Annotated in this window: 26 protein-coding genes and 2 pseudogenes; 10 read left to right on the top strand and 18 right to left on the bottom strand. The window is 61.8% G+C overall.

Annotated elements, in window-relative coordinates; translation table 11 throughout:
- Nucleotides 1-160: 160 nt before the first annotated feature.
- Entirely contained in the window at nt 161-1,381 is a 1,221-nt protein-coding gene (gene srmB / locus C2U30_RS17500; protein WP_041210934.1) for an ATP-dependent RNA helicase SrmB, read from the bottom strand.
- A gap of 127 nt (nt 1,382-1,508) precedes the next feature.
- Between srmB and C2U30_RS17495 the strand changes: the two genes are divergently transcribed.
- On the top strand, nt 1,509-2,219 hold the full coding sequence (locus C2U30_RS17495; RefSeq protein ID WP_043153021.1) for a tRNA1(Val) (adenine(37)-N6)-methyltransferase: 711 nt from the start codon (nt 1,509-1,511) through the stop codon (nt 2,217-2,219).
- Nucleotides 2,220-2,454: 235 nt separating this feature from the next.
- Nucleotides 2,455-3,717, top strand: coding sequence for a branched-chain amino acid transport system II carrier protein (brnQ, locus tag C2U30_RS17490; protein ID WP_233720955.1), 1,263 nt, complete (start codon nt 2,455-2,457; stop codon nt 3,715-3,717).
- Between the two features lie 89 nt (nt 3,718-3,806).
- Here brnQ and C2U30_RS17485 read toward each other — a convergent pair whose 3' ends face one another.
- Genes C2U30_RS17485 through zur form a run of 3 tightly spaced genes read right to left on the bottom strand, consistent with a single transcriptional unit; the run spans nt 3,807 to nt 4,949 of the window.
- Nucleotides 3,807-4,034: a hypothetical protein gene (locus C2U30_RS17485; protein WP_103244189.1), complete on the bottom strand. Its 228-nt coding sequence runs from the start codon at nt 4,032-4,034 to the stop codon at nt 3,807-3,809.
- 5 nt (nt 4,035-4,039) lie between these two features.
- Nucleotides 4,040-4,501, bottom strand: a complete 462-nt coding sequence (locus C2U30_RS17480) for a chemotaxis protein CheX (RefSeq protein WP_010673043.1) — start codon at nt 4,499-4,501, stop codon at nt 4,040-4,042.
- Nucleotides 4,491-4,949, bottom strand: a complete 459-nt coding sequence (zur, locus tag C2U30_RS17475) for a zinc uptake transcriptional repressor Zur (RefSeq protein WP_039039955.1) — start codon at nt 4,947-4,949, stop codon at nt 4,491-4,493. Before zur ends, C2U30_RS17480 begins: the two co-directional genes overlap by 11 nt.
- A 136-nt stretch (nt 4,950-5,085) precedes the next feature.
- Between zur and dusA the strand changes: the two genes are divergently transcribed.
- Nucleotides 5,086-6,072 carry a tRNA dihydrouridine(20/20a) synthase DusA gene (gene dusA / locus C2U30_RS17470; RefSeq protein WP_103244188.1) on the top strand — a complete coding sequence of 329 codons (987 nt, stop codon included), beginning with the start codon at nt 5,086-5,088 and terminating at the stop codon, nt 6,070-6,072.
- A gap of 2 nt (nt 6,073-6,074) precedes the next feature.
- Nucleotides 6,075-6,224 (top strand): hypothetical protein, encoded by a 150-nt coding sequence (locus C2U30_RS17465; RefSeq protein WP_080944170.1) that lies wholly within the window; start codon nt 6,075-6,077, stop codon nt 6,222-6,224.
- 83 nt (nt 6,225-6,307) lie between these two features.
- Here the strand turns inward: C2U30_RS17465 and C2U30_RS17460 are convergent, their stop codons facing one another.
- Together C2U30_RS17460 and hupA are read right to left on the bottom strand one after the other, a co-directional pair.
- On the bottom strand, nt 6,308-6,733 hold the full coding sequence (locus C2U30_RS17460) for a hypothetical protein (protein ID WP_029313758.1): 426 nt from the start codon (nt 6,731-6,733) through the stop codon (nt 6,308-6,310).
- A gap of 113 nt (nt 6,734-6,846) precedes the next feature.
- Entirely contained in the window at nt 6,847-7,119 is a 273-nt protein-coding gene (gene hupA, locus C2U30_RS17455) for a nucleoid-associated protein HU-alpha (RefSeq protein WP_005305063.1), read from the bottom strand.
- 338 nt (nt 7,120-7,457) lie between these two features.
- On the opposite strand from hupA, the gene C2U30_RS17450 reads away from it, so the two are divergent.
- Nucleotides 7,458-7,940 (top strand): Rsd/AlgQ family anti-sigma factor, encoded by a 483-nt coding sequence (locus C2U30_RS17450; protein WP_029313757.1) that lies wholly within the window; start codon nt 7,458-7,460, stop codon nt 7,938-7,940.
- A gap of 102 nt (nt 7,941-8,042) precedes the next feature.
- Nucleotides 8,043-8,429, top strand: a complete 387-nt coding sequence (locus C2U30_RS17445) for a PilZ domain-containing protein (RefSeq protein WP_029313755.1) — start codon at nt 8,043-8,045, stop codon at nt 8,427-8,429.
- A 53-nt stretch (nt 8,430-8,482) separates the two neighbouring features.
- Here C2U30_RS17445 and radA read toward each other — a convergent pair whose 3' ends face one another.
- Entirely contained in the window at nt 8,483-9,847 is a 1,365-nt protein-coding gene (radA, locus tag C2U30_RS17440) for a DNA repair protein RadA (RefSeq protein WP_010673036.1), read from the bottom strand.
- 100 nt (nt 9,848-9,947) lie between these two features.
- Between radA and C2U30_RS17435 the strand changes: the two genes are divergently transcribed.
- A complete protein-coding gene (locus C2U30_RS17435) occupies nt 9,948-12,323 on the top strand; it encodes a PilZ domain-containing protein (RefSeq protein WP_103244187.1) in 2,376 nt (791 codons plus the stop codon).
- Nucleotides 12,324-12,379: 56 nt separating this feature from the next.
- On the opposite strand, the gene C2U30_RS17430 is transcribed toward C2U30_RS17435, so the two are convergent.
- Together C2U30_RS17430 and serB are read right to left on the bottom strand one after the other, a co-directional pair.
- Complete coding sequence (locus C2U30_RS17430) at nt 12,380-13,285, bottom strand: alpha/beta fold hydrolase (RefSeq protein ID WP_041214455.1); 906 nt, start codon at nt 13,283-13,285, stop codon at nt 12,380-12,382.
- 28 nt (nt 13,286-13,313) lie between these two features.
- Complete coding sequence (serB, locus tag C2U30_RS17425) at nt 13,314-14,318, bottom strand: phosphoserine phosphatase SerB (RefSeq protein WP_103244186.1); 1,005 nt, start codon at nt 14,316-14,318, stop codon at nt 13,314-13,316.
- A gap of 193 nt (nt 14,319-14,511) precedes the next feature.
- Here serB and C2U30_RS17420 point away from each other — a divergent pair, with 193 nt between their 5' ends.
- On the top strand, nt 14,512-15,120 hold the full coding sequence (locus C2U30_RS17420) for an AhpA/YtjB family protein (RefSeq protein ID WP_010673032.1): 609 nt from the start codon (nt 14,512-14,514) through the stop codon (nt 15,118-15,120).
- Between the two features lie 66 nt (nt 15,121-15,186).
- Nucleotides 15,187-17,433: pseudogene (locus C2U30_RS23125) on the top strand (PAS domain S-box protein).
- A 64-nt stretch (nt 17,434-17,497) separates the two neighbouring features.
- Here the strand turns inward: C2U30_RS23125 and deoD are convergent.
- The 7 genes from deoD to C2U30_RS17380 form a co-directional block, all read right to left on the bottom strand.
- Nucleotides 17,498-18,214, bottom strand: coding sequence for a purine-nucleoside phosphorylase (deoD, locus tag C2U30_RS17410; RefSeq protein ID WP_005341325.1), 717 nt, complete (start codon nt 18,212-18,214; stop codon nt 17,498-17,500).
- A gap of 133 nt (nt 18,215-18,347) precedes the next feature.
- Nucleotides 18,348-19,556 carry a phosphopentomutase gene (locus C2U30_RS17405; protein ID WP_039039948.1) on the bottom strand — a complete coding sequence of 403 codons (1,209 nt, stop codon included), beginning with the start codon at nt 19,554-19,556 and terminating at the stop codon, nt 18,348-18,350.
- Nucleotides 19,557-19,570: 14 nt separating this feature from the next.
- Nucleotides 19,571-20,902 (bottom strand): thymidine phosphorylase, encoded by a 1,332-nt coding sequence (gene deoA, locus C2U30_RS17400; protein ID WP_103244185.1) that lies wholly within the window; start codon nt 20,900-20,902, stop codon nt 19,571-19,573.
- 82 nt (nt 20,903-20,984) lie between these two features.
- The gene (gene deoC, locus C2U30_RS17395; protein WP_039039946.1) at nt 20,985-21,758 is read right to left on the bottom strand and encodes a deoxyribose-phosphate aldolase; all 774 of its coding nucleotides are present in this window, start codon (nt 21,756-21,758) and stop codon (nt 20,985-20,987) included.
- Nucleotides 21,759-22,145: 387 nt separating this feature from the next.
- The gene (locus C2U30_RS17390) at nt 22,146-22,316 is read right to left on the bottom strand and encodes a XapX domain-containing protein (RefSeq protein WP_010673027.1); all 171 of its coding nucleotides are present in this window, start codon (nt 22,314-22,316) and stop codon (nt 22,146-22,148) included.
- 123 nt (nt 22,317-22,439) lie between these two features.
- Nucleotides 22,440-23,714 (bottom strand): NupC/NupG family nucleoside CNT transporter, encoded by a 1,275-nt coding sequence (locus C2U30_RS17385; RefSeq protein ID WP_045523157.1) that lies wholly within the window; start codon nt 23,712-23,714, stop codon nt 22,440-22,442.
- Nucleotides 23,715-23,927: 213 nt separating this feature from the next.
- Nucleotides 23,928-24,716, bottom strand: a complete 789-nt coding sequence (locus C2U30_RS17380; RefSeq protein WP_010673025.1) for a TatD family hydrolase — start codon at nt 24,714-24,716, stop codon at nt 23,928-23,930.
- A 40-nt stretch (nt 24,717-24,756) separates the two neighbouring features.
- Between C2U30_RS17380 and tppF the strand changes: the two are divergent.
- Nucleotides 24,757-25,372: pseudogene (gene tppF / locus C2U30_RS17375) on the top strand (type IVa pilus pseudopilin TppF).
- Here tppF and C2U30_RS22810 read toward each other — a convergent pair.
- Together C2U30_RS22810 and C2U30_RS17370 are read right to left on the bottom strand one after the other, a co-directional pair.
- Nucleotides 25,341-25,511 (bottom strand): DUF5363 family protein, encoded by a 171-nt coding sequence (locus C2U30_RS22810; RefSeq protein ID WP_164882078.1) that lies wholly within the window; start codon nt 25,509-25,511, stop codon nt 25,341-25,343. The pseudogene tppF and the gene C2U30_RS22810 sit on opposite strands and share 32 nt — an antisense overlap.
- Nucleotides 25,512-25,592: 81 nt before the next feature.
- Entirely contained in the window at nt 25,593-26,102 is a 510-nt protein-coding gene (locus C2U30_RS17370; RefSeq protein WP_182958967.1) for a GNAT family N-acetyltransferase, read from the bottom strand.
- Between the last annotated feature and the right edge of the window lies 1 nt (nt 26,103).

Here is a 26,103-nt window from a genome sequence, read left to right as displayed (position 1 = left end):
GATCCTCGGGTCTGACTCTGTGAATCCTCTGTTGTAAGCACTTTTTGTTGGCCGACGTCCTTGCGTCGGCTTTTTTCTGCGCCTTTCTCAGGCCACTCCCCAGGCAGCAGACAGCAAAACGGCCATCCTGGGATGGCCGTTTCAACTGTGCTCGGGGGCATTACTTCTTTTTCTTCTTTGCCGACTTCTTGGCATCCTTCGGCTTTTTCTTCTTCACCGGCACCCGCGCTTCCTTGTGTCTGGGGCGCAGCTCATCGATCACCCGGCGCTTGAGGCGCTCCTCGGTGTAGCGTTCGATCTTGGCGACCATGGCCATGTCGTGAGCTTCCACCAGGCTGATGGCGCAGCCGCGGTTGCCGGCACGACCGGTACGACCGATGCGGTGCACATAGACATCCGCGCCGTAGGGCATGTCGTAGTTGATGACATGGCTGACGTTCGGCAGGTCGATACCGCGGGCGGCCACGTCGGTGGCGATGAGGAAGGGCACCTCCCCTTCGTGGAACTTGCGGATAGACTCGATGCGCTTGGCCTGCTCCATCTCGCCACGGATCCAGGCGCAGGGCACGCCTGCCGCCTGCAACTGGCCGGAAAGCTCCGCCAGTCGCTCACGGGTCTTGACGAAGATGATGGCCTTCTGGGTTTCCGGGTTTTTCAGGATATGCACCAGCAGAGCCAGCTTGTGGGCGGCATCATCGGCCAGGTGGATCCACTGGGTGATGGGGCGGCGCTCGCTGCGGGGCGGCTCGGCGTGCAGCTCAACCGGGTCTTTGAGGATCTCGCTCGCAAACTTCTCGAGGCCGGCCCCTTCCAGGGTGGCGGAGAAGAGCATGGTGTGCTTGCGGTAGCGCGCCTCTTCCACGATGCGGTTCACGTCCTTGATGAAGCCCATGTCCAGCATCCGGTCCGCTTCATCCAGCACCAGCACCTCGATGTCATGGCTCTCGAACTCCTCTTTCTCGATGTACTCGAGCAGACGGCCCGGGGTGGCCACCACGATGTCGGTGGTCTTGGTCAGGGCAGGCAGCTGCTCTTCATGGCTGACGCCACCGATGATGGTCTCGATGCTGAGATGGGTGTGCACCGCCAGGGCCTTGGCGTGAGCACTCACCTGCAGCGCGAGCTCGCGGGTCGGAGTCAGGATCAGCATGCGGCACGGACCCGGCTTGCGACGCGGGAAGTCCAGCAGGTGCTGCATCGCGGGCAGCAGGAAGGCGGCGGTCTTGCCGGTTCCGGTCGGCGCAGAGGCCAGAATATCGCGGCCGTCCAGGGCTGGCTCCAGCACCATCTGCTGGATGGTGGTGGGGCGGGTGAATCCCATCTCGGCCAAGGCCCGACTGAGGGCTGGATTCAGGTCGAAATCATCAAAGGACTGGCTCATGGCAATACTCGGTCATTAAGGAAGCGGCAGATTATAGGCGATTATGCCGCCGGCTCCTATGGTGACTGTGGCTTAGCCGCTATAATCGCCGGCCATTTTCCGCGGGCAGGCACAGGAGGAGGGCCGAATGGGGCGCAACAACGGTTTCACGTTCAAGCAATTTCACATCGATCACGACCGCTGCGCCATGAAGGTCGGTACGGACGGCATTCTGCTGGGAGCCTGGGCGCCGGTCGACAACGCCCGTCGGGTGCTGGACATCGGCACCGGCAGCGGCCTCATCGCCCTGATGCTGGCCCAGCGCAGCACGAACGACTGCCACATAGACGGGGTGGAGCTGGATAAGGATGCAGCCATGCAGGCCCAGGAGAATGTGGCGGCCTCCCCCTGGCGTGAGCGGGTCACCATCATAGAGAGCGCCATTCAGGATCACCTCGCCCCCCCTTACGATCTCATCGTCTCCAACCCGCCCTATTTCCCGGCAGGCCAGACACTCCGCGATCCGGCCAGGGCTCTGGCCCGTCATACCGGGGGGCTCGACCCCAGGGGATTGCTGGCCGCCAGCGATCGCCTGCTGAGCCGTACCGGGCAACTGGCCCTGGTGCTGCCCACGGCGATGGCGGATGAAATTTTATGCATTTCGTCGAGTTATGATCTGTATGAGCGTTGTTATCTGGCTGTTACCACCAGAGAGGGGAAAGAGGCAAATCGTGTTTTATTGCTGCTTGGCAGAGGATTAAACAAGTGTGAGAGGGGTGAAATTGTGATCCATTCTGCCACAGGAGGCTATTCCGACAGATATATCCAACTAACCAGCCCCTTCTATTTGAAGATGTAAATTTTGCCTTGAACTATTTTTTCACATCATTATGCTGACTGCTAAATGAGCGCCCGCTCAAGACCAGTTCAAACCACTGGTCGCGATGAAAAAACCAGCGGGGCTCTTTTTTTTACCCCCGGAAAGTGCCGGTCACTGACAAATAAAAAACTATAACAAGCAATAGTTTACAAGACAGACGAGGTTGAACTTGACGAAATCACTCACATTGTCCGATGTACTCGGATTGGGCTTCATGACCTTTGCGTTCTATCTGGGCGCAGGCAACATCATCTTCCCGCCCCTGGCCGGCTTCATGGCGGGTGAGCACCTCTCTCTGGCCATGCTGGGCTTCCTGGTCACCGCCGTGGGCCTGCCCCTCATCACCATCATCGCCGTCGCCAAGGCTGGCAACGGCTGGGCCGGCATGACCAAGCTGCTGCCGGTCGGCGTGGCCACCGCACTGGCCGTCGCCATCTACATCATCATCGGCCCGGCCTTCGCCGCCCCCCGTACCGGCCTGGTGGCCTACGAGATGGGCCTCAAGCCCTTCCTTGGCGACATGGGACCATCCGGTCTGGCTGCCTACACAGTACTGTTCTTCGGCGTGGCCATCCTGGTCTCACTCAACCAGGGCAAGCTGATGGATGCCATCGGCAAGTACCTGACCCCGCTGCTGATGCTGCTGCTGCTGACCCTGGCCATCGGTGTCTTCGTCGCACCGCAAGGAAGCATGCCTGCCGCATCCGGTGACTACCAGAGCACCCCCTTCGTGAAGGGCATTCTGGAAGGCTACAACACCATGGATACCCTGGCGTCCCTCATGTTTGGCGCCCTGATCGTCGACCTGCTGCGCCAGAAAGGCATCCATGACTACCAGAGCCAGTTCAAGTACCTGGCCATCGCGGGCATCATCTCCGCCATCGGTCTCTCCGTGGTCTATGTCTCCCTGTTCCAGCTGGGCAACACCGCTGCCGGCGTTGCCACAGACGTGAGCAACGGCGGTGCCATCGTCAACGCCTACGTGCTGAGTCTGTTCGGCCAACCGGGTCAGTTCATCCTGGCTGCCATCATCACCCTGGCCTGCTTCACCACGGCCGTCGGCCTCATCTCCGCCTGCTCCGACTTCTTCCACAACCTGACCGGCATGAGCTACAAGAAGTTGGTCGTGCTGCTGGGTGTCATCTGCGGCATCGTGGCCAACGTGGGCCTGAGCCAGCTCATCAGCCTCTCCATTCCTGTGCTGGTCGCCATCTACCCGGTTGCCGTGGCGCTGGTACTGGTCACCTTCCTGAAGGGTTACTTCGGTCGCCCCCGCCTGGTGTTCCGCTCCGTGCTGCTGGTCGCCTTCCTGTTCGGCTGCCTGGACGGCCTGGGCGCCGCCGGCATGAAGATGGATGCGTTCGCCTTCCTGCCGCTGTTTGACAAGGGCCTGGCCTGGTTGCTGCCGACCCTGCTGGCCTGTGGCCTCGGTGTCATGGTGCGTGGCAATGGCAAGCTGGCTGCAGAAGCGGCCTGATAACAGATCTTGACCAAATAAAGAGGCCAGCATTCGCTGGCCTCTTTTTTGTTGGTGCAATCTGATCCATCCGTTGTGGAGAGCGCTCGTCAGAGTACGGTTGCGGGCTTGGATTTGCCTGCAAGACCGTACCAGTGATGCTCAAACCGGCCCGCATGCCAGCGCAGGGTGCCCCAGGGCTGGTCAGCCTGCCAGCGCGGGAAGTTGATCTCCACGCGGTTGTCTTCGTACTTGTAGAGAGAGGTGCTGATCTCGATATCCGACAGGATAAGCAGCACCACCCCACAGATGACACTCCATTTCAGCATCTTCCACATGGCGATTACTCGAAGCAGATCTCGATGGTGGCACGGCCATACTCCGATTCGAACGGCATCATGATCTTGGCGCCGTCGGCCCGGTGAGTGATGGTGTGATTGGGACCGGAGACGATGACCGGGGTCGCCATGTCGAACTCATAGCCCTTCTCCCCCAGCATGCGTTTGGCGCCGCCCGTCACCATGTTGGTGATCTCGCCCACCATGTCGGTCACTTCCTCGTTGATGGTGGCCGGCGCCTCCCCCAGCATGCGACGCATGATCTCCAATGCCAGCCCCTTCTCGAAGCTGATGGAGAGGGAACCCCGGGTCTGCGGACCCACCATGCCAATCAGGCCGGAGACATCTCCCCGAGCCAGCTCGTCCGTCTTGCGCTTGGGCGCACCCGGTTTGAGTTCCAGCTGTGCCATGGTGGAGAGCACGTTGAGCAGGGAGAGCAGGAACGGGTTTACAAAATCAGCCTTCATCTTGACTTCCTACGGTAGCGGAACAGCGGGCACATTGACCATGGGCTTCTATGGTCTTGTTGGTAATAGTAAAACCATGCTGATGAGCCTGCTCGGAAAAGGCGCCGTCGATGGCGGGATCGTGCAGCTCCACTACCTCACCGCAACGATCGCAGATCAGCAGTTGCATCGGGTGGGCATGGTCGAAGTGGCAGCAGAAGATGAAGGCGTTGAGCGACTCCACCTTGTGGGCAAAGCCCTGTTCGAGCAGGAAGTCGAGCGCCCGATAGACGGTAGGCGGTTTGGCATGAGCCTCGGTCTGCTGCAACTGGGCCAGCAAATCATAGGCACTGATGGCATTGCCGTGGGCGGCAAGCAGCCGGAACACCTGGCGCCGTGTCGGGGTGAAACGGATCCCGCGCTGCTCGCAGAGGCGTTCCGCTCGTTGTAGAAGTTGGTCTTGATTCATGTTCACGCAGATACCCTGTCAATTAGCCGGATACTATCACAGGGCCCCCAGTGCGCGGCGACAAAATTCATTTTCTGGGGCTGTCTCACGTTGTGATAGAATCCCGCCCCTTGTTTGGCCAACCCGGATGATTTTTATGCAGGCGCAGCGCTTTTCCATCGCCCCCATGCTGGACTGGACCGATCGGCATTGCCGTTATTTCCACCGTCTGATGACCCGCCAGACCCTGCTCTATACCGAGATGGTGACCACGGGCGCCATCATCCACGGCAAGGGCGACTATCTGGGCTACAGCGAGCAGGAACACCCTCTCGCCCTGCAACTGGGTGGCAGCAACCCGGCAGACCTGGCCCGCTGCGCCAGGCTCGCCGAGGAGCGCGGCTATGACGAGGTCAACCTCAACGTCGGCTGCCCTTCCGATCGGGTGCAAAACGGCCGCTTCGGCGCCTGCCTCATGGGCGAACTCGCGCTGGTGGCTGATTGCGTCAAGGCAATGCGCGACGTAGTCGACATTCCGGTCACCGTGAAGACCCGTATCGGCATCGACGAGCAAGACTCCTACGAGTTCTTGCAGGCCTTCATCGAGCAGGTACGGAACGCCGGTTGCGATACCTTCATCGTCCACGCCCGCAAGGCCTGGCTGAGCGGCCTGAGCCCGAAAGAGAACCGCGAGATCCCGCCCCTCGATTATCCTCGCGTCTACCAGGTCAAGCAGGATTACCCGGAACTGACCATTGCCATCAACGGCGGGGTGACCAGTCTGGAACAGACTCTTGAACATCTGCAGCACCTCGACGGGGTCATGATGGGCCGCGAAGCTTACCAGAATCCCTACATTCTGGCCCAGGTGGACAATCTGGTGTTCGGCGAGAACCATGCCGTGCCAAGCCGCCACGAGGTGGTGCGGATGATGCTGCCCTACATCGAACAGGAGCTGGCCAAGGGCAACTACCTCTCCCACATGACCCGCCACATGCTGGGGTTGTTCCAGAACATGCAGGGGGCGCGCGCCTGGCGTCGCCATCTGAGCGAGAATGCCTGCAAGCCGGGGGCCGACATTCAAGTGGTGCTGGACGCCATGGCCAAGGTGCCGGAGTTCGCGCCGGCCGACGCGGTGGAGTGATCATGTACCGCTTCACCGGATCCTGGCTGCACAAGGCCCTGGTGCGTCTGTGCGCCGGCCTGCTCACCATTCTCGGCATCAAGCTCAGCGCCTTCTATTTCATCGGGCTGCTGATCGTGCTGGGGCTGCACCGGGACCAGATCCTGGGCTAAGCGCCCCACGCTCCCGAACAAGAAAAAGCCGGCGCCCCTGCGCCGGCTTTTTTGTCACCACGGAGGTGACCCGACAGTCTGGCTTACTCTTCCTGAACCATGAACTGGAGTTCAGGGGGAGAAGAGGTCAGCACATCGGCGCAGTAATCCCAGGTCGAGATGCGGTAGTGCTGCAAATCTTCATCCAGGTGCAGTCCATCGGATTCCTGATGGAACCAGCTGGCGAAACGGGACGGGGTGATGAGCTGGATCTGCTCCTCGATGACGTGGCTGTCACGCCCCTCCGCCAGATCGCAATCCTCCATCACCCGCACTGCGAAGATGTGGCGAAAACTCACCCGGCACAGGGGCAACGGAGGCAGATCGATGCTGCGAGCACGCCCCAGCATGACGGTCAGGGTGTCGCTCCAGATATCCTGATGCAGTTCGGCCACGACCAGGCCGGGAGGGAGTTGACGAGAGGGTGCCCAGGGGACGGCTACCTGCCGAATGGCATTTTTCTGTTCCATATCCACCTCGCTACAGCGCATGCCATATTCTGAGTGTATCTGAAACAAATTTTGACGAAGATGGCAAGAAAAAACCCGGCACAAGCCGGGTTTCATTTGATTACAAGACGATCTTATTTGACGGCGTCTTTCAGCGCCTTGCCAGCCACGAAGGACGGCACATTGGCGGCTGCAATCTGGATCTCTTTACCGGTTTGCGGGTTGCGACCGGTACGGCCCGCGCGATGGTTGACCTTGAAGGTACCAAAACCCACCAACTGAACGGCATCGCCCTCTTTCAGGCTCTGGGTAATACCATTGATGATCTCTTCCAGAGCGACTTTGGCCTGAGCTTTGCTCAGGTCTGCTTTGGCGGCAATTGCATCGACAAGTTGAGCTTTGTTCATAACATTTCCTTTATGATCGGGCATTTAGCACCGGGCCACTCTATTCAAAAAAAAACACTCAGGCAAAGGCTTTATCAGCCGGATTGGCTTGAATGCTGGGGTTTTCATCAAGATCTGCGGAAATAGTCACATATATCGCCCCCTTGTCCCCTGGATGGGCGACAGGATGCGAAGTACCGGTGGGGAGAGGCATGCAAATCCCCGCCTGATGTAACAATATCCCTACACTCCTATTGACGGTCAACTGGATTTTCCCTAGTTATAGGAGTGTCGTCAGTCGATGAGAATGACCGGAGGCGTGCGACCCGAGAGCCGCATGCCATGCCCATGGAGGGACTATGTTAACTGAACTGGAAAAAACCAAGCGCGCGCTGGCAGGCAAGCACAGAGCAATAGATGACTGGCTGGATGCCAGACAGGCGTTGCTGGTCGAGTACATGCGACTGGCAGGCCTCATGCCCGCCAAGTGCAAGCAACGCACCCTCCCAGGCCATGTAGAACTGCAACGTTTTTGCGAACAACTGGTCGACTACGTCAGCGCAGGCCATTTCGAGATCTACAACCACGTCGTCACCGCCTTTGAGCAAGCCAGCGGCGACAAACTGGAGCTGGCCAAGCGTATCTACCCCCATATCCGTGCCTGTACCGAATTCGCGCTGGAGTTCAACGACAAGTACAGCAACGCCGACGAAGCCCAGTTGCTGCAACTGGACGAGGATCTGAACCAGCTCGGCCCCGTGCTGGAGGACAGGTTCAAACAGGAGGATCGGCTGGTCAAGGCGCTGCAGGTGGTGGAATCCCTCAGCCATCAGCAGGTCTGATATTCAATATCGGAGCCAGTTCAATATCCTGGCGTGCCAGCTGGATTACACTCTGCAACATGAAGGATGAGCATCTTGCTCGCACGCAGACCGGAGACGACCATGGCCGAGCGCCGCCACTTTACTCGGATTTTCTATTTGACCGCCGCCAAGCTCACCCAGGGTGAACACCAGTGGCGCACCCAGCTGGTCGATGTCTCCCTGCAGGGAGCCCTGCTGCTTAGACCCGAGGATTGGGTCGCCAGCGAGGACAAGGAGTACGAAATCTGCTTCGTGCTCGGGGGCAGCGACATCGAGATCAAGATGCAGGTCGAGCTGACCCACGAAGCCAGCAAGAAGCTGGGGTTTTACTGCCACCACATCGACATCGACAGCGCCACTCACCTCAAGCGGATGATCGAGCTGAACATCGGAGAGGAACAACTGCTCCATCGCGAGCTGGAGCAGTTGCTGCAAGAGCACCGAGACCACGTCCCCCCCGAATCCTGAGCGGGCGGGCAGAAAAACAAAGGAGCGTCCATACGCTCCTTTTTCATGATCGGTTACAGGGCCTCGAGGGCATCGGAGAGTTTCTTCACCGGCACCACCTCCATCCCCTCGATGGGATGTTTGGGCGCATTGGCATGCGGGACGATGGCTCGGCGGAAACCGTGCTTGGCCGCCTCCTGCAGTCGCTCCTGACCCGAGGGCACGGGCCGTATCTCGCCGGAGAGCCCCACTTCGCCAAAGACCACCAGATCCTTGGGCAGGGCCTGATCCCGGAAGCTCGACACCATGGCCAGCAGCAGCGCCAGATCCGCACTGGTCTCCTCGACTTTGACGCCACCCACCACGTTGATGAACACATCCTGATCCGCCATCTGCAACCCGCCGTGACGATGCAGCACCGCCAGCAGCATGGCGAGACGGTTGTGGTCCATCCCCACCGCCACCCGGCGCGGATTGGAGAGCTGGGAGTAATCCACTAGCGCCTGCAACTCCACCAGCAGGGGGCGCGTGCCTTCCCAGATCACCATGACGATGGAGCCCGGAGCCTGCTCCTCCCCGCGGCTGAGGAAAATCGCGGAAGGGTTGCTCACCTCCTTCATTCCCTGCCCGGTCATGGCGAAGACCCCCAGTTCGTTGACCGCACCGAAGCGGTTCTTGTGGGAGCGCAGGGTGCGAAAACGCGAGTCGTGCCCGCCATCCAGCAGCACGGAGCAGTCGATGCAGTGCTCCAGCACCTTGGGGCCCGCCAGGGTGCCGTCCTTGGTGACGTGGCCCACCATGAAAATGGCCACATGATTCTGCTTGGCATAGCGTGTCAGCAGCGCCGCCGACTCCCGCACCTGGGAGACGGACCCCGGCGCAGACTGCACATCCGCCACGTGCATCACCTGGATGGAGTCGATGACCATGATCTGAGGTTGCTCCTGCTGGGCGATGAGGCAGATCTGCTCGACACTGGTCTCGGACAACATGCGCAGCTTGTCCGTGGGCAGACCCAGCCGACCGGCCCGCATCGCCACCTGTTGCAGTGATTCCTCACCGGTCACATAGAGGGTCTTCATGCGCTGCGCCAGGCCGCACATGGTCTGCAGCAACAGGGTCGACTTGCCGGCCCCGGGGTTGCCGCCGATGAGAATGGCCGAACCAGGGACCACGCCGCCACCGAGTACGCGGTCCAGCTCCTTGAAGCCCGAGCTGAAACGGGGGATCTCCGTGGTGGCGATCTCCGCCAGGGTCTGCACCTGGCTGCCGACGGCGCCCGCATAACCGGTATAGCGAGCGCTCTTGCCGGGTGTCGTCACCCCCAGTCGCACCTCGGTGATGGTGTTCCATTCCTTGCACTCGCTGCACTGGCCTTGCCAGCGGGTGAAGTCGGCTCCACATTCGGAACAAACATAGGCGGTTTTGTTTTTGGCCATGGATAACTCGGGGACAGGATGAATTCCTGCTTGATATACTTGTTTGCGACCGGCAGATCAAACCCAGAATCGGAAAAGTGACTTTCCGCGGCAGGAATACATGGATTCAGAACAACCACTACATCTGATAGAACAACTTGTCCCCCTGCTCCGGGAAAAGGACTTCGACGAAATCTTCAACCGTCTGACCCAGAACGAAAATACGAACAGCCGGTTCCTGCTGAAGATGGAACTCAAACGCAAGTGCACCCCCTGCCGGCGCGTCATCGACATGCGCAACGAGCTGGGCGCCCTCTGTCAGGTGCATGAGTTCGACGGGGTGACCCACTTCATGCCCGCCGAGGCCATCGAGCTGTTTCAATCCCAGTGCTACCTCTACCGGGACAGCTACACCCTGGGGGTCTACGAGGCGCTGCAAGCCTGGTACAAACTCAACCAGGGGCGCAGCGACAATCTGGCGCTGCCCATCAGCCCGTTTCGTCCGTTCGATGTCAGCGCCATCCCCTTCGCCAGCCATTACGGGCGACAGGAAGAGCGCATGCACTTCAGCTCTCCCATGGTGCTCCAGCTCGCCAACGGCGAGAAGATCCTCGCCAAGAGCTCCGACATCTCCCTCGGCGGCATCCGGGTATCCGTGCCCTATCTGCCCGACTACCAGACAGGCGACCTGATAGCCGTCTTCTTCACCGGACTGGAACGCGATCATCCCCATCCCCTGCTGCGTGACCCGGTCAGCTACCAGATCCTGGGGGAGGAGAGAAAAGAGGACAAATTCTGGCTAAGGCTGCTCAAGAACGGCGAGCATCCGGTGTTCGACGAGTTCCTGCGCGACTTCATCGAGCGCAACCGCAGCCGCTATCGCGTCAGCGTCGACTACCTGCTCTCCGCCGCCGTCATCAAGGGGTATGAGCAGTTCTATCTGCCGCGCATGACCGGCATGCCCCTCTATTTCGGCAAGGGCAGCGTCCCCGCCCTCGAGATCGCCCTGCGCACCGAGAACAACCAGCACATTCTCGAATACTGGCGCGACGCCAAGAACCGCGACATGCTCGCCAGCCTCTTCACCGCTGCCCGCATGCCCTCGTTGCTCCCGGGCAAAGAGGGGCTGTGCGAGACGCTGATCTACAGCTTTACCCATGCGGTACGCAGCCACCTCTACTTCTTCTCCGCGACCCGGGAGGAGCTGGAACAGAGCGGACTGACCGCGCTCTTCTTCCAGATCGGCGCCCGCCGCCCCAGTTGGCGGGTGTACAAGTTCAGCATGGAAGCCTGCACCCTGCGGGAGGCCGACCTCGACAACCCCCAGGGCGGGGCGAGCCAGTTGCAGGACAGGCTGCTGCGCGAGCGCCTGGCCCAGCTCGGTTACGTGGGCATGCTGCAGGAGATAAACCTGGACAACCAGCGCGACGAGTTCCAGCGAGAGACCAGCCAGGAGCCGCTCAACGCCAACGCCTTGCAGCGCTTTGGCCATGACATCCATGCCGCCCCCTTCGAGATAGAGACGCTGCACTATGTGCAACTGCGCAAGGAGGCGCGCTACATGCACAAGACGGCCATCGTCTTGCATCACAAGGAGCGATCCTGGGTCGGCTGGACCCGAGACATCTCTGCCCACGGCATGCAAATCGAGCTGGAGGAGCCGTTCGACGGGGAGAAGGGAGACATCATCACGGTGGCCCTGCCCCGTTTGCAGGAGCTCGCCAGGAACATGGACCTGCAACGCCTGCCCTATCGGCTGGTCAGCCTCAACCTGAGCAGAACCGTGCTGCATCTGTGCATCGAGGGGACGGCCGAGCGCCATACCGGCCACCAGTTCTTCAGCCTGCTGATCGAAAGCAACCAGAACAAGCTCAAGACCACCCGGGAGTTCAATCGCTATCGCGGCATGGCCAGGGCGCTGCGCAACCTCTACACCCACCACCTGTTCAACACCCCCGTCTATGTGAACAAACTCAAGGCCGCCCCGAAACTGGCCGCGGCCGGCCTCTCGCCACAACCACGCAGCCTTTCCCGTCTGCTGCGCATCTGTGCCGAGCAGGATCAGCAGTTGAACCTGTATCCCCTGTTCCAGGGGGCGCTGCTCAAGGCCCTGCTGCTCAATCCCCTGCGCGCCATCGAGCGGGAAGACAAGCCGGAAGAGGAGGAGGTCTACATCGCCGCCCTCCACTCCCAGGGGGGAACCCCCCTGTTTCGCAGCCACCTGGCCAGCAGCTTCAGCTCACCGGATCAAAAGCGCCGCTTCATCGAGCTGGCTCGGCAACAGGGAGAATTCTATTCAGTACTGGTGGGCATTTCGCGCACCGGCCGCCCGGACACCAGCTTCATCGCGGGTGAACTGGACTACATCGCCAAGTTCGCCATTCACAAGGCCAAGAAGCTGGAAGAGGAGCTCTGGAGTGTCGTGGGCGTGGGTGAACTGACCGATACCACCGAGGCGACCCTGTTCCGCCTTGGCATACCATCCGGGCCCCGCTAGCCAGCAGGGCAGGGAGACAACAAAAAACGGGCACGCAAGTGCCCGTTTTTTGTCTATCAGGCAGCCTGGGGGTTGCGCAGCCAGGCGAGGATGTCGGGGAAGTGATCCTCCTGTGCCTGGGGCGCCGTCAGCATGTTGATGTGGTCGTAATCGAGCCGGTTGCCGTTGTCCCGCCCAAGGCGGGTGTGGCGGGCGGCCGAGCCCATCTCGTCGCTGAAGCGGCGCACGTCGACGGGGTGGCCAAGTACCTTGTCCGCCTTGGCGGAAATCATCCAGAGCGGGGGCCAGTTGACCCGGCTCGCCGCCTCGTCATAGGCGAAACCGTCAAAGGGATCCTGCCAGGGCCCGCACTTGACCCAGGGAATGGTCTCCTGCAGGTAGCGCAGGGGCTCATCATCGGCCCCTATCTTCAACCGGCGGGCGGCCAGAAATCCCCGGCGGCGCGCCAACCAGGGGGCGAGCCGGTTCCAGATCAGATCCACCTTCAACCAGCGCTCCGGGTTCTGCACCGAGACCCCCCGCTTGGTGCCGAAGAACACCAGGCTGGCAACCTGCTCCGCCAGCTCGGGGAAGCGCACCAGGGTCGAGGCCATGATGACGCCGCCCCAGGAGTGGGCCATCCAGTGCACCCGGGCACCGGCATGGCGGGCCGATACCCAGCGCTGCAGAGCGGGCAGATCCTCGGTGATCAGCTCATGCTGACCGTGGCCGGCCCGCTCGGCGATGGTCGGTGTGCTCAGACCCCGACCACGCAGATCCGCCACATAGACCTGATACCCGTGGCGAGCCAGAAAGCAGGCCAGCCCCTTGCCCGATTCGGTGTAGAAGATGCGGCCGTTCTCGATGGCCCCGTGCACCATCAGGATGGGGTCGGCATGCACCGCGACACCGGGCTGGATATGGCGCACATGGAGTCGATGCTCACCGCAGGGGACAAACAGGGATTGCTGTAACAGTTCCATCTCGTGATCGACTCCTCCTTGAGCGGGATCAGCACCAGCGTCGGTCGCGACAGGCCAGGGCGCCGAGCAGGCAGAGCACCCCTTCCAGATCGTGGTGATTGAGGGTCGCCGCCGCCTGGGCACGTACCAGGGGTTTGGCATGAATGGCAATGCCAAGCCCCGCCACCCCCATCATCTTGAGATCGTTGGCACCATCGCCGACCGCGACCGTCTGGGATGCAGCCACCCCGTACTCCGAGGCCAGCTGTTGCAGTGCCTCGGCCTTGGCGGCGGCATCGACGATGGGGCCGCTCACCTTGCCGGTCAGCAGGCCCCCTTCCATCGCCAGCTCGTTGGCGAAAATGGCATCCAGACCCAGGGCACGCTGCAACTCGCCGGCAAAGCGGGTGAAGCCACCGGAGGCGATCGCCACCTTCCAGCCAGCCTGCTTGAGGGTTTCGACCATGAGTGGCAGGCCCGGCATCCAGGGCATGTCGGCCGCCACCTCGTCGAGGATGGTGATCGGCGCCCCTTCCAGCAGCGCCACCCGGGCACGCAGACTGTCGGCAAACTCCAGCTTGCCCTGCATGGCCGCCGCGGTAACGGCCGCCACCTGCTCACCGACCCCGGCCAGCCGCGCGATTTCGTCGATGCACTCTATCCTGATCGCGGTGGAATCCATGTCCATCACCAGCAGACCGGGCTCACTCAGGGTAGGCAGGGCGGCCAGATGACACAGGTCGATGTCCCACTCCTGGGCTTTGAGCACCTGCACCAGCTCGGGGGAGAAGCGGTTGGTGCCAAGCAGCAGCAGCGGAATATCGGCCTGCTCCCCTGCGGGATAGAGGCTTGACTCAAGCCCCAGGGCATCCAGCTGCTGGGCCAGGCGGGCCAGATGACCGGCCTCCAGCCCCTTGCCAAACAGGACAATCCAGGCGCTGTCGTGGGCGTTGGTCGCGGGCAGCAGGGCTTCGTTGGTAAGCTGCCAGCAGGGGGCACAGCTCAGGGCCCCGGACCAGTCGTGCAGGGAGCGGGGAAGTTGGGACAACAACATAAGAGAGACGCCTTCCTTGGAAATCATGGGGTTCATCATGCGGGCCCAGAGTAGCGTATTGCTTTTTGTACAGGCAAGCGCCAAGATCCCGCCTGCGGTGCGGGCAGACATAGAAACAGACCACCCTGTTTCCCGCTTCGCAGCACCGGGGCACCAGCCAGCCCCGCTCATCCATTACCAGAGGCCCGGTTCTGTGCGTCATCTTCCCATCAAACGTGTTGTCAGTCTGGCGGCGGGAGTCCTGCTCGGTCTCTGGGTGCTGGTGCTGCTCATCCACATGCAGGGAGAGAGCCAGGCCGCCCTGCACGCGGCGGCACGGGACAGGGCACAGGCGCTGGTCGCCTATGCCGCCCGGGACATGCGCCGCTGGATCAAGGAGGACAAGGAGAGCGAGCTGGAGAGACTGGCGCAGGATCTGGCCGCCGAGCCTGACATTCTGGATGTCACCCTCTATGACGCCCGCGGCATTCCCCTCGCCCAGTCGGACAACGCCCTGCCGCTGGACAGCCTGCTACCCATCGGCAGCGACAACAAATCCCTGCCGGAGCAGGGCAAGGGGCGCATCCAGTTTGTCCAGGAGATCCAGGACGGAAACCTGACCCTGGGCTATCTGAGGATCACCCTGGAAGAGCAGAAACTGCTGGCCGCACAAGATACCCATCTCAAGGTCAACCAGGAGAAACAGCGCCTGATGCTGCTGGTGATGCTGCTGGCCGGCCTGCTCATCTCCTACGGGGTGCGTCGCAACTACATGCGGGTGCGCAAGCACAAGAAACAGAGCAAACCCGCCGCTCCGCAATAAGCGGGGGGTGGATCCCATCCTCCGGCTTGTATATAACACTGGCAAGATCACTGGCAGGAGAGCCACATGATTGCCCCCCCCTTGCCGCTGGATGAACACAGTCGACTGGAACGACTGCGCATCCTCGGCCTGCTCGACCACGAGCCCATCGATCAGCTTGATCGCCTCACCCGGCTCATCACCCGGCATTTCGCACTCCCCATCGCCATGGTCTCCCTGACCGACGTGAACAGGCAGTGGTTTCTCGCCCGCACCGGGATCGATATGTGCGAGATCAACCGGGAGCACTCCTTCTGCGGTCATGCCATTTTGCGCCCCGACATCATGCAGGTACCGGATGCCAGACGGGATCTCCGCTTTGCCGACAATCCGCTGGTGACCGATGATCCCGGCGTGGTCTTCTACGCCGGCCGACCCCTGCGCGCCCTCGATGGCGTGGTGCTCGGCACCCTCTGCCTGGTGGACCATGTGCCGCGCCATCTCGACGAAGATGCCTGCCGGGATCTCGACGACTTCGGCCGCCTGGTGGAGAACACCCTGCACGATTTGGAGCGCCACCACCAGGTGCGCACCCTCAACCAGGTGCTGGAAGACAAGGAGCATCTCTTCACCCTCACCTTCAACCAGTCGTCGGTGGGCATGGCCCTCTCCTCCCTCGAGGGGAAATGGCTGAGAGCCAACCCGGGGCTGGAGCGGCTGCTCGGTTACAGCGAGCACGAGATGCTGAGCCGGACCTGGCTCGCCATGACCCATCCCGAAGATCTGCAACGGGAGCAGCCCCTGTTCGATGCCCTGATCGCGGGGCAACGGCAGGATTACCGGCTGGAGAAGCGGATGATCCGGGCCGATGGCACCCAGTGCTGTGTCCAGCTCAGCGTGACCCTCTGCCAGAGCCGCACCATGGCCCCCCACATGATCGCCGTGTTTGCCGACCTCACCGAGCGCAAACAGGCCGAAGCCGAACTCGTGCGGCTGCAGCAAGGGCTCGAGCAGCAGGTGCAGTCACGGACCCGGGAGCTCTCCCGCACGGTGGAATAGCTGCATCAGGAGATGCGCGAGCGCGGCGCCATGCAGCAGCAGCTGTGGCAGGAGCAGCGCCGCCTGCAGCACATGCTGGAGCACACCAGCAACGCCTTCCTCGAGCTCGATGCCGATTTCATCATCACAGGCTGGAACCCGGCCTCCACCACCCTGCTCGGCTGGCACGCCGACGAGATGCTGGGCCGTCCCCTCTTCGGGCTGCTCGGCGCCGAGCATCCCCTGCTGAGCCTGTCAGGCAACCCGCAGAGTCCGCCACGGCGGCTGGAGTGCGACATCATCACACGCACAGGCCGGCACATCCCGGTCGAGGTGATTGCCGAGCGTTACCAGTTCGACGGCAAGGTGCGCATCGCCCTGTTTTTGCACGACATCACGGCCCGCCGCCAGGTGCTCGCGGAGATCGAGCGTGGCCGTGCCCGACTGCGGGCCATCACCGATGGCCTGCCGGTCACCATCAGCATGGTGTCGCCCGAGGGGCGTTACCTGTTCGCCAACCAGGCCTATTGCCGCTACTTCGGGCTCGATACCGAACAGATGCGGGAAATGAGCGTGCGGGACGTCATCGGCGAGGAGGCCCACGGCAGGGCCATGGCCTATGTGGCAAAAGCCCTCGCCGGTGAGCAGGTGAGTTTCGAGCACCGTTTCGATCTCCCCATAGGCCGACGCGACCTCAGGATCACCATGATCCCGAGCCGGGGCGACGAGCCCGGGGTCTACATCCTCGGCAGCGACATCACCGAGTTCAAGGCGCTGCAAAGCCAGCTGGAACACGAGGCGGCTCACGACCCCCTCACCGGCCTGCCCAACCGGCGCGCCTTCACCCTGCGCCTCTCCCGGGAGCTGGAGCGGGTGCGCCAGAATGCCGAACCCCTGGGCCTGCTGTTCCTCGATCTCGACGGCTTCAAGGGGATCAACGACAGGCTGGGACACCACGTCGGCGATGCCCTGTTGCAACGCTTCGCCCAGGTACTGAGTGCCGAGGTGCGCCCGGGGGACATGGTGGCGCGCCTGGCCGGCGACGAGTTCACCATCATACTGCCCGCCCTGCGCCAGCCGGAACTGGAGCTGCCCGCCCTGTGCGAGCGGCTGCTGGCGGCCATGGCGGTTCCTGGGGACGTGGCTGGTCATCGGCTGCCCCTTGCCGGCAGCATAGGAGGCGCCCTCTGCCACTCGGGCCAGTATTGTCACATCGACGATCTGCTGCACCGGGCCGATGCAGCCATGTACCGGGCCAAGCAGTCGGGCAAGGGGCGCTTCGCCCTCGATCTCTGACCGTGCTTCGCAAAAATGCAAAACGGCGGCCCGAGGGTCGCCGTTTTTTTATGCGCGAGGGGGATCAGTTGTCACCCAGCAGGACGGAGTCCAGCGCGATTTCGATCATGTCGTTGAAGGTCAGCTGACGCTCTTCGGAGGTGGTCTGCTCACCAGTACGGATATGGTCGGAGACGGTGCAGATGGTCAGCGCCTTGGCACCGTACTCGGCGGCCACGCCATAGATACCGGCGGCTTCCATCTCGACACCCAGGATGCCGTATTTTTCCATGACGTCGAACATGGAGGGGTCCGGGGTGTAGAACAGATCGGCGGAGAAGATGTTGCCCACGCGCACGGCCACGCCCTTGTTCTTGGCGGCCTGAACGGCATTGGCCACCAGGTCGAAGTCGGCGATGGCGGCGAAGTCGTGGTCCTTGAAGCGCAGACGGTTCACTTTGGAGTCGGTGCAGGCACCCATGCCGATCACCACGTCACGCAGTTTCACGTCTTCACGCACGGCACCGCAGGAGCCCACGCGGATCAGGGTCTTCACGCCGTAGTCGGTGATCAGCTCTTTTGCGTAGATGGAGCAGGACGGGATGCCCATGCCGTGACCCATGACGGAGATGCGACGACCCTTGTAGGTGCCGGTGAAACCGAACATGTTGCGCACGTCGCACACCTGCTCGACGTTCTCCAGGAAGGTTTCGGCGATGTACTTGGCACGCAGGGGGTCGCCCGGCATCAGCACGGTATCAGCAAAGGCGCCATCTTTCGCATTGATATGAGGAGTTGCCATTCTCTTTATTCCTTCACACTAGGTTGAGTTTTATTGTCTTTATGGATTGTCCGCTGCCTGCGCGGCGGCGGTACATTACAGGAAACCGGGGCCCTGTGGCGCCCCGGGCAGGCGAACCGGCCCGGGGTCACCATCACAGGAAGCTGGTACCATATTGCAGCTTGGGCAGGCCGTGGTAGGCCGCGATGCTCTGGCCGATGTCGGCGAAGGTCTCGCGACGACCGACGGAGCCCGCCTTGACCGGCTTGCCGTAGAACAGTACCGGAATGTATTCGCGGGTGTGGTCGGTACCGCTCCAAGTCGGGTCACAGCCGTGGTCGGCGGTCAGCACCACCACGTCGCCATCCTGCAGCAGGTCGAACAGCTCCGGCAGGCGGGAGTCGAAGTACTCCAGCGCATCGGCGTAGCCCTTGACGTCACGGCGGTGACCGTAGGAGGAGTCGAAGTCCACGAAGTTGGTGAAGACGATGGTCTGGTCACCGGCCGCTTTCACCTCTTCCAGAGTCCTGTCCCACAGCTCGGTCAGACCGGTCCCCTTCACCTGCTTGGTGATGCCCTGCTGGGCATAGATGTCGGCGATCTTGCCGATGGAGACCACCTGGCCACCCGCTTCCTTCATGTAGTCCAGCACGGTCGGCGCCGGCGGCAGCACGGAGTAGTCGTGGCGGTTGCCGGTGCGCTTGAAGTTGCCCTTGCCGCTGCCCACGAACGGACGCGCGATGACGCGGCCGATGTTGTAGGGCTCCAGCAGCTCGCGCACGATGTGGCACAGCTCATAGAGCTTCTCGAGGCCATAGGTCTCTTCGTGGCAGGCGATCTGGAACACGGAGTCGGCAGAGGTGTAGAGGATCGGCTTGCCGGTGCGCATGTGCTCTTCGCCCAGATCGTCCAGCACCTGGGTGCCGGAGGCGTGGCAGTTGCCCAGATACCCGGGCAGACCGGCCTTCTCGACGATGGCATCCAGCAGCTCCTGCGGGAAGCTGTTGTGATGGTCGTGGAAATAACCCCACTCGAACAAGACGGGCACGCCGGCAATCTCCCAGTGACCGGACGGGGTGTCCTTGCCGGAGGAGAGCTCCTGGGCAAAGCCGTAGGCACCGATCACCTCGACATCCTTGTTCAGTCCGGCCGGGAAGGTGCCGCTGGCGAGCTCGCCCGCGTGGCCCAGACCCAGCTTGCTGAGGTTTGGCAGGTTGAGAGCGCCACGGCCCTCGATTTCACCGGCGGCGCACGCCTTGGCGATATGGCCAAGGGTATTGGCACCCACGTCGCCGAACTTGTCGGCATCGGCGGCAGCACCAATACCGAAAGAGTCCATCATCAGAATAAAGGTACGTTTCATGGGACTTCCCCTTGTTACAAATCAGCCAGACCGATGCGACGGTAAACCTCGGGCAGCGCCTCTGGTCGGGTGTCGCCGATCTTCACGGCAGCCTGCACCATGCGGGCTGCCTCGGCAAATTGAGCTTCTGTCTGAGCGTGGATCAGGGCGAGCGGCTTGTCAGCATCGACGCTCTGACCCAGGCGGATAAAGTCGGTCAGACCGACGGCATAATCGAGTTTGTCGGCGGCGGCGCGGCGACCGCCGCCCATGGCGACCACCGCCAGGCCTAGTTCACGGGTGTCCATGGCGGTCACAAAGCCGCTGTTGGCGGCATACACGGGGCGCACGATGGCGGCTTTGGGCAGGTAGGCGTCGTAGCGCTCCATGAAGTCGGCGGGACCACCGAGGCCGGTCACCATGCGCCCGAAGATCTCGGCTGCCTTGCCGTTGTCGAGCACCGTCTGCAGCTTGCGACGGGCATCGTCGTCATCGCTGGCAAGACCGGCGGAGATCAGCATCTCGGCACACAGGGCCATGGTCACTTCGTGGATGCGCGGGTTGCGATACTCACCGGTCAGGTAGCGCACCGCTTCGCGCACTTCCACGGCGTTGCCAGCGCTGGAGGCCAGCACCTGGTTCATGTCGGTCAGGAGTGCAGAGGTGCGGCAGCCGGCACCGTTGGCCACGGCGACGATGCTCCTGGCAAGCTCTTCAGAGGCTTCAAAGGTCGGCATGAAGGCGCCGGAGCCCACCTTCACGTCCATCACCAGGGCTTCGAGCCCGGAGGCAAGCTTCTTGGAGAGGATAGAGCCGGTGATCATGGCAATGGACTCGACGGTGGCGGTGATGTCCCGTACCGCATAGATACGCTTGTCGGCCGGGGCGAGATCGCCGGTCTGGCCTATGATGGCAACACCCGCCTCTTTCACCACTTTCAGGAAGCGGTCGTTGTCGACCGAGGTCTGGTAGCCGGGGATGGCATCCAGCTTGTCCAGGGTACCGCCGGTGTGGCCGAGACCACGGCCGGAGATCATGGGCACGAAACCGCCGCACGCAGCGACCATGGGGCCCAGCATCAGGGACACGACGTCACCCACGCCGCCGGTGGAGTGCTTGTCGACGATGGGGCCGCCCAGGTTGAGGTGGTCCCAGGTCAATACCATGCCGGAGTCGCGCATGGCGCAGGTCAGGGCGACCCGCTCATCCATGGTCATGTCCTTGAAGTAGACCGCCATGGCCAGGGCCGCGATCTGCCCCTCGCCGATGGTGTTGTTGGTAATGCCCTGAACGAAGAATTGAATCTCTTGGGTACTGAGCGCTTCACCGTTGCGCTTCTTGCGAATAATTTCTTGAGGTAAAAACATCTTTCATTCCCTCCGTGCATCACGCACGAACACAGACCGAACCAGATCCGGAAGGGGGCGGCGCACCGCCCCCTGCCACCGCTTAGTAACCGCTGGTATTGGCAGGCTTGTCGCCATGCCCCAGGGTCGCCAGCAGGCTGGCCAGCAGGCTGGAGGCGCCGAAGCGGAAGGTGCGGGCGGATACCCAGTCCTTGCCCAGGATCTCTTCAGCCATGGCCAGGTACTGACCCGCCACGGCGGCGTCTTTCACGCCACCGGCCGGCTTGAAGCCCACTTTCGGGTTCTTGGCCTTGATCACTTCCATCATGATGCGGGCAGCTTCCGGGGTCGCGTTCACCGGCACCTTGCCGGTGGAGGTCTTGATGAAATCGGCACCGGCGTCGATGGAGATCTCGGAGGCGCGACGGATCAGCGCCTCTTCCTTCAACTCGCCGGTCTCGATGATCACTTTCAGCAGTACCTTGGCGCCGCAGGCTTCCTTACAGGCTTTGACCAGATCGAAGCCAACCTGTTCATTGCCGGCCATGAAGGCGCGGTACGGGAAGACCACGTCCACCTCGTCGGCACCGTAGGCCACGGCGGCGCGGGTCTCGGCCACGGCGATCTCGATGTCGTCGTTGCCGTGGGGGAAGTTGGTCACGGTCGCGATGCGCACGTCGGCTGCGCCGATGTCACGCAGGGTCTTGCGCGCGATGGGGATGAAACGGGGGTAGATGCAGACGGCGGCGGTCAGGCCGGCCGGAGACTTGGCCTTGTGGCACAGGTCGATCACCTTCTGATCGGTGTCGTCATCGTTCAGGGTGGTCAGGTCCATCAGGTTCAGGGCGCGTTGGGCGGCCACTTTCAGATCAGTCATGCTATGTCTCCAAAGTCTTGTTAAGCCCCATCACCCGCGAGCGGCTTCACCGAACACCAAGGGTCGGCAGAGACGTTCCCGGAGCAACGGGATATGGAATTGCAGCGCAAATGCACAGGCAATACGGCTGCAAATAAGGCAAGAGCCCTGTCACTTTCTTACAAAAGTGCGGACTTGGTTCCATGAAGACTTGAGAAAGGCCGACTACGCAGACCCGACTTCCCAATCAATTCCATTTGACCGCCAACACCCGGATTCACCGGGCATTAGTCAATGCCAGCACCCTGCTGGCATCGCCTATTTCAGCCGAGATACCCCGTGTTTGCAAGCCGGATTTGCCAATTTCAGAGGTACCTCACACCCGGCAAATCCAGCGCTGGAAGGCGCTTAAGAGAAGAAGCGGGTCAGGATCCAGGAGTAGGCAATGCCCCCCAGATAGACCCCCACGATCCCCATGACGCCGGAGAGGACGGGCGGCGCCGGTATCGGCAACTTGAGGAAAGAAAACAACACCCCAACGATAAAGCCGGCCGCCATAGCCAGTAGCACTTCATTCATAGAACCTCCGATTTGACTCACTTTATTATTAGTCTTGACAGGAAAACGGTTGTCACCACCCCAAACGAGAACGCCACAGCAAATCGCTGTGGCGTTCGTCTTTATCCTGTCAGTCAGGCGATGTTACATGCCGGACAGCGCCAGGAAGAAGCCTGCGATGGTCGCAGACATCAGGTTGGACAGGGAACCTGCCAGCACGGCCTTCAGACCGAACTTGGCGATGGTGCCGCGACGGTTCGGTGCCATGGAGCCCAGACCACCCAGCAGGATGGCGACGGAGGACAGGTTGGCGAAGCCGCACAGGGCGAAGGAGATGATCGCCTTGGTGTGCTCGGACATGGCCACACCGTTGATCAGCACTTCATCCTTCAGGTAGGGGGCAAAGTTCAGGTAAGCCACGAACTCGTTGACCACCAGCTTCTGACCGATGAAGGAACCGGCCACGACCGCTTCGCTCCAGGGCACGCCGATCAGGAAGGCCAGCGGGGAGAACAGCCAGCCCAGCAGCAGCTCCAGGGAGAGTTGCGGGTAACCGAACCAGCCGCCCACACCGGAGAAGATGCCGTTGATCATGGCGATGAGGCCGATGAAGGCCAGCAGCATGGCACCCACGTTCAGGGCCAGTTGCAGACCGGCGGAGGCACCGGCGGCGGCGGCGTCGATCACGTTGGCAGGCTTGTCGTCCAGCTCACCTTCTGCGGCGTTCTCGTCGTAGCTCGGGGTCTCGGTTTCCGGTACCAGCAGCTTGGCGAACAGCAGACCACCCGGGGCAGCCATGAAGGAGGCGGCGATCAGGTATTCCATCTTGACACCCATGGAGGCGTAACCGGCCAGTACGGAGCCGGCAACGGAAGCCAGACCACCACACATGACGGCGAACAGCTCGGAGTCGGTCATCTTGGAGATGAAGGGACGTACCACCAGCGGGGCTTCGGTCTGACCGACGAAGATGTTGGCAGTGGCGGAGAGGGATTCGGTACGAGAGGTGCCCAGCACCTTCTGCAGACCGCCGCCCAGCAGCTTGATCACCCACTGCATGATGCCGAGGTAGTAGAGTACCGCGATCAGGGAAGAGAAGAAGATGATGACGGGCAGGACGCGGAAGGCGAAGACGAAGCCACCGCCACCGAATACTTCGAACATCTTGTTGCCAACCAGACCACCGAACAGGAATTCGATGCCGTTCTGGCCATAACCGATGACGCTGGAGACGGCGTCGGACACGCCCACCAGGATGTCACGACCGACCGGCACGTAGAGCACGAAGGCCCCCAGACCGGCCTGGATGGCAAAGGCGCCACCTACGGTACGAATTTTGATTGCCTTGCGGTTGCTGGAGAACAGCACCGCAATCAGGATGAGCGTCGCCATCCCTACCAGACCCATTATCAGATTCATTATTAACACTTCCTCTTTAGTAGCACCTGCCAGCTTGTTAACGATTTGTGTATTGAAGCCGCTAATCAAGGGTGCGCATTATACTAATTACGGTGCGACAAAATAGAATACTGGTCACATTTTATAAGCCACAAACGGCCTGAACATCGTTTAATTAGACCGCAAACGATTTTTATGGGCCCTGTTTTTTATCACTCGGTCATCATTTGATAATCAAATGTTAATTTCATGATTTCCTGGGGGGAACAGCCGCCGGGTGGAGTCATGTAACACCGAAATAACATCCTCCAGCGGTTGCTGCCGCAATTGTGCCAACAAGCGGGCTATGGTCGGCAGGCTGGCCGGCGTGTTCACCTCCCCCTGCTGGCCTTGCAGCGGCATGTCGGGAGCGTCGGTTTCCAGCAGCAAGGCCTCCAGCGGCATCTGGCGTATCGCCTCCCGGGTCTTGTTGGCCCGCTCATAGCTGATGACCCCCCCGATCCCCAGCCTGAAACCCAGTTGCCAGAACACCTCCGCCTGATGCAGGGAGCCGCTGAAGGCGTGAATGACCCCCCCTTGTGGCGGTGTGAAGCGCCGCAGGATCTTGGCGACCGTGTCGTTGGCACGCACCGAGTGGACGATGAGGGGCAGCGCATGCGCCATGGCCAGCCGCACCTGCGCCTCGAACATCTCGACCTGCCCCTCCTGCGACACATGGGAGCGCAGATCCAGCCCGCACTCCCCCACGGCCACCAGCCCACGGGGCCGACTCGCCAGCAGGGTCTCCAGCCGGGTCAGTGCATCCCGGGGCTGCTTGCCCACATACCAGGGATGGATCCCCAGGCCATAGCGGATGTCGTCGTGGCGCCCGGCCAGCGCCATCACCCGCCCCCAGTTTTCCTCTCCCACGGCGGGGATGATATACTCGCCCACCCCCAGCTGGCGCCACCGGGTCAGCAGCGCCTCCCTATCGGCGTCAAAGACCGGAAAATCGAGGTGGCAGTGGGTGTCTATCAATTCCATGTCGCGCTTACCTGTCTGTCGTACTCAATGGGTTCATTCCATGCCAACACACGTTTCCCGAGGCTTTACCCTGATAGAACTGGTGCTGGTCATCATCGTGCTGGGGATCCTGGCCGTGACCGCCCTGCCCCGCTTCATCAACATCCAGGACGACGGGCTCAAGAGCAGCGTCTCGGCCACGGCGGGCAGCTTTGCCAGTGCCGCCCGGCTCGCCCACGCCGGCTGGGCGGTCAAGGTAAAGGGGGGAGCCCCTGGCACTCTACAACTTTAGCGGCATGGGCAGGCAGGATCTCGACATCAACAGCCATGGCTGGCCGGTGGGCACCAAGGAGGACCAGGGAGGTCAGGGGCCCGATACCGTCTTCCCCGGTGGCGACAGCGATCAGATCTCCGTCAGCAGCCGGGACGACTGCGAGAGCCTGTTTGGCGCCCTGCTCGATACCGACCTGACGGTGGCCGATGAGTTGCACCAGGATTCGGACAGTAACTACATCTCCCGGCTCATCCCGGCAGACGCTCAGGCTGACGGCGCCCTTCGTCACGACAACTGCCGCTATACCCTGCGCAGCTCCGTTGGCCGCTTCCCGGCATACCCCGATGGGCTATCGTTCGACTACAACAGCGTCACTGGCGCCGTGACCCGCCAGTTCCAGTGAGGTCGTCGCCCTTCTCCGGGCGCTTCTCGTCTTCATCATGGCGTACCGGCGCGCAGCAGCGCCGGTTCTCCGGTGTGAGTCCCCACTCCTGGCACCAGGCATCGTAGCGAGCCAGCCAACGCAGCAATATCCCCTTCATGGGCGCCTCCTTGTCTTGATGGTTTCCCCACAAGCCTGCCCCAATCCAGCGCCCCAGACCAGCATCTCGGGGCCAGCGGCGTCATGGCCTGTCCAGCGGCAGCAGCAGCCCCATGGCAATCTCGTCCACATAGCCCTCGTCCAGCCGATAGGCCTGCCGTCTCACCCCTTCCTCCACGAACCCGCACTTGCGATACAAGGCGTGGGCCACCTCGTTGTGGGCCATCACTCCCAGCTCCAGCCGGTGGATACCGAGATCCCTCGCGGTCGCGATCAGGGTACGCAGCAACCGTTCACCCCATCCCTGCCCGCGCGCCGACGAACGCAGCCCCATCACCACCAGGGCGCAGTGGCGGTTGCGTGCCAGGCCGCCACCAAGGAGCGCGGCAAACCCTTGCACCTCCCCCGCCAGCTCCAGCAACCACATGGCCTGATTGGGGGCCGCGGCCATGGCCTCGAGCCGCCTGCGCTGCCCCGCGATGTCCGAGGGGCGCTCTCCCGCTTCATACAGCATGAAGCGGGTCTCCCTGTCCAGTTGCCCGAAGAAGCTGTCCAGCGCCGCCGCATCCTCCACCCCTGCCATACGAATCATC

Source organism: Aeromonas sp. ASNIH5, assembly GCF_002902865.1.
Classification (GTDB): Bacteria; Pseudomonadota; Gammaproteobacteria; order Enterobacterales; family Aeromonadaceae; genus Aeromonas; species Aeromonas caviae.
Note: the sequence above shows the minus strand (reverse complement) of the source record. Positions and strands in the feature narration are given on the sequence as shown.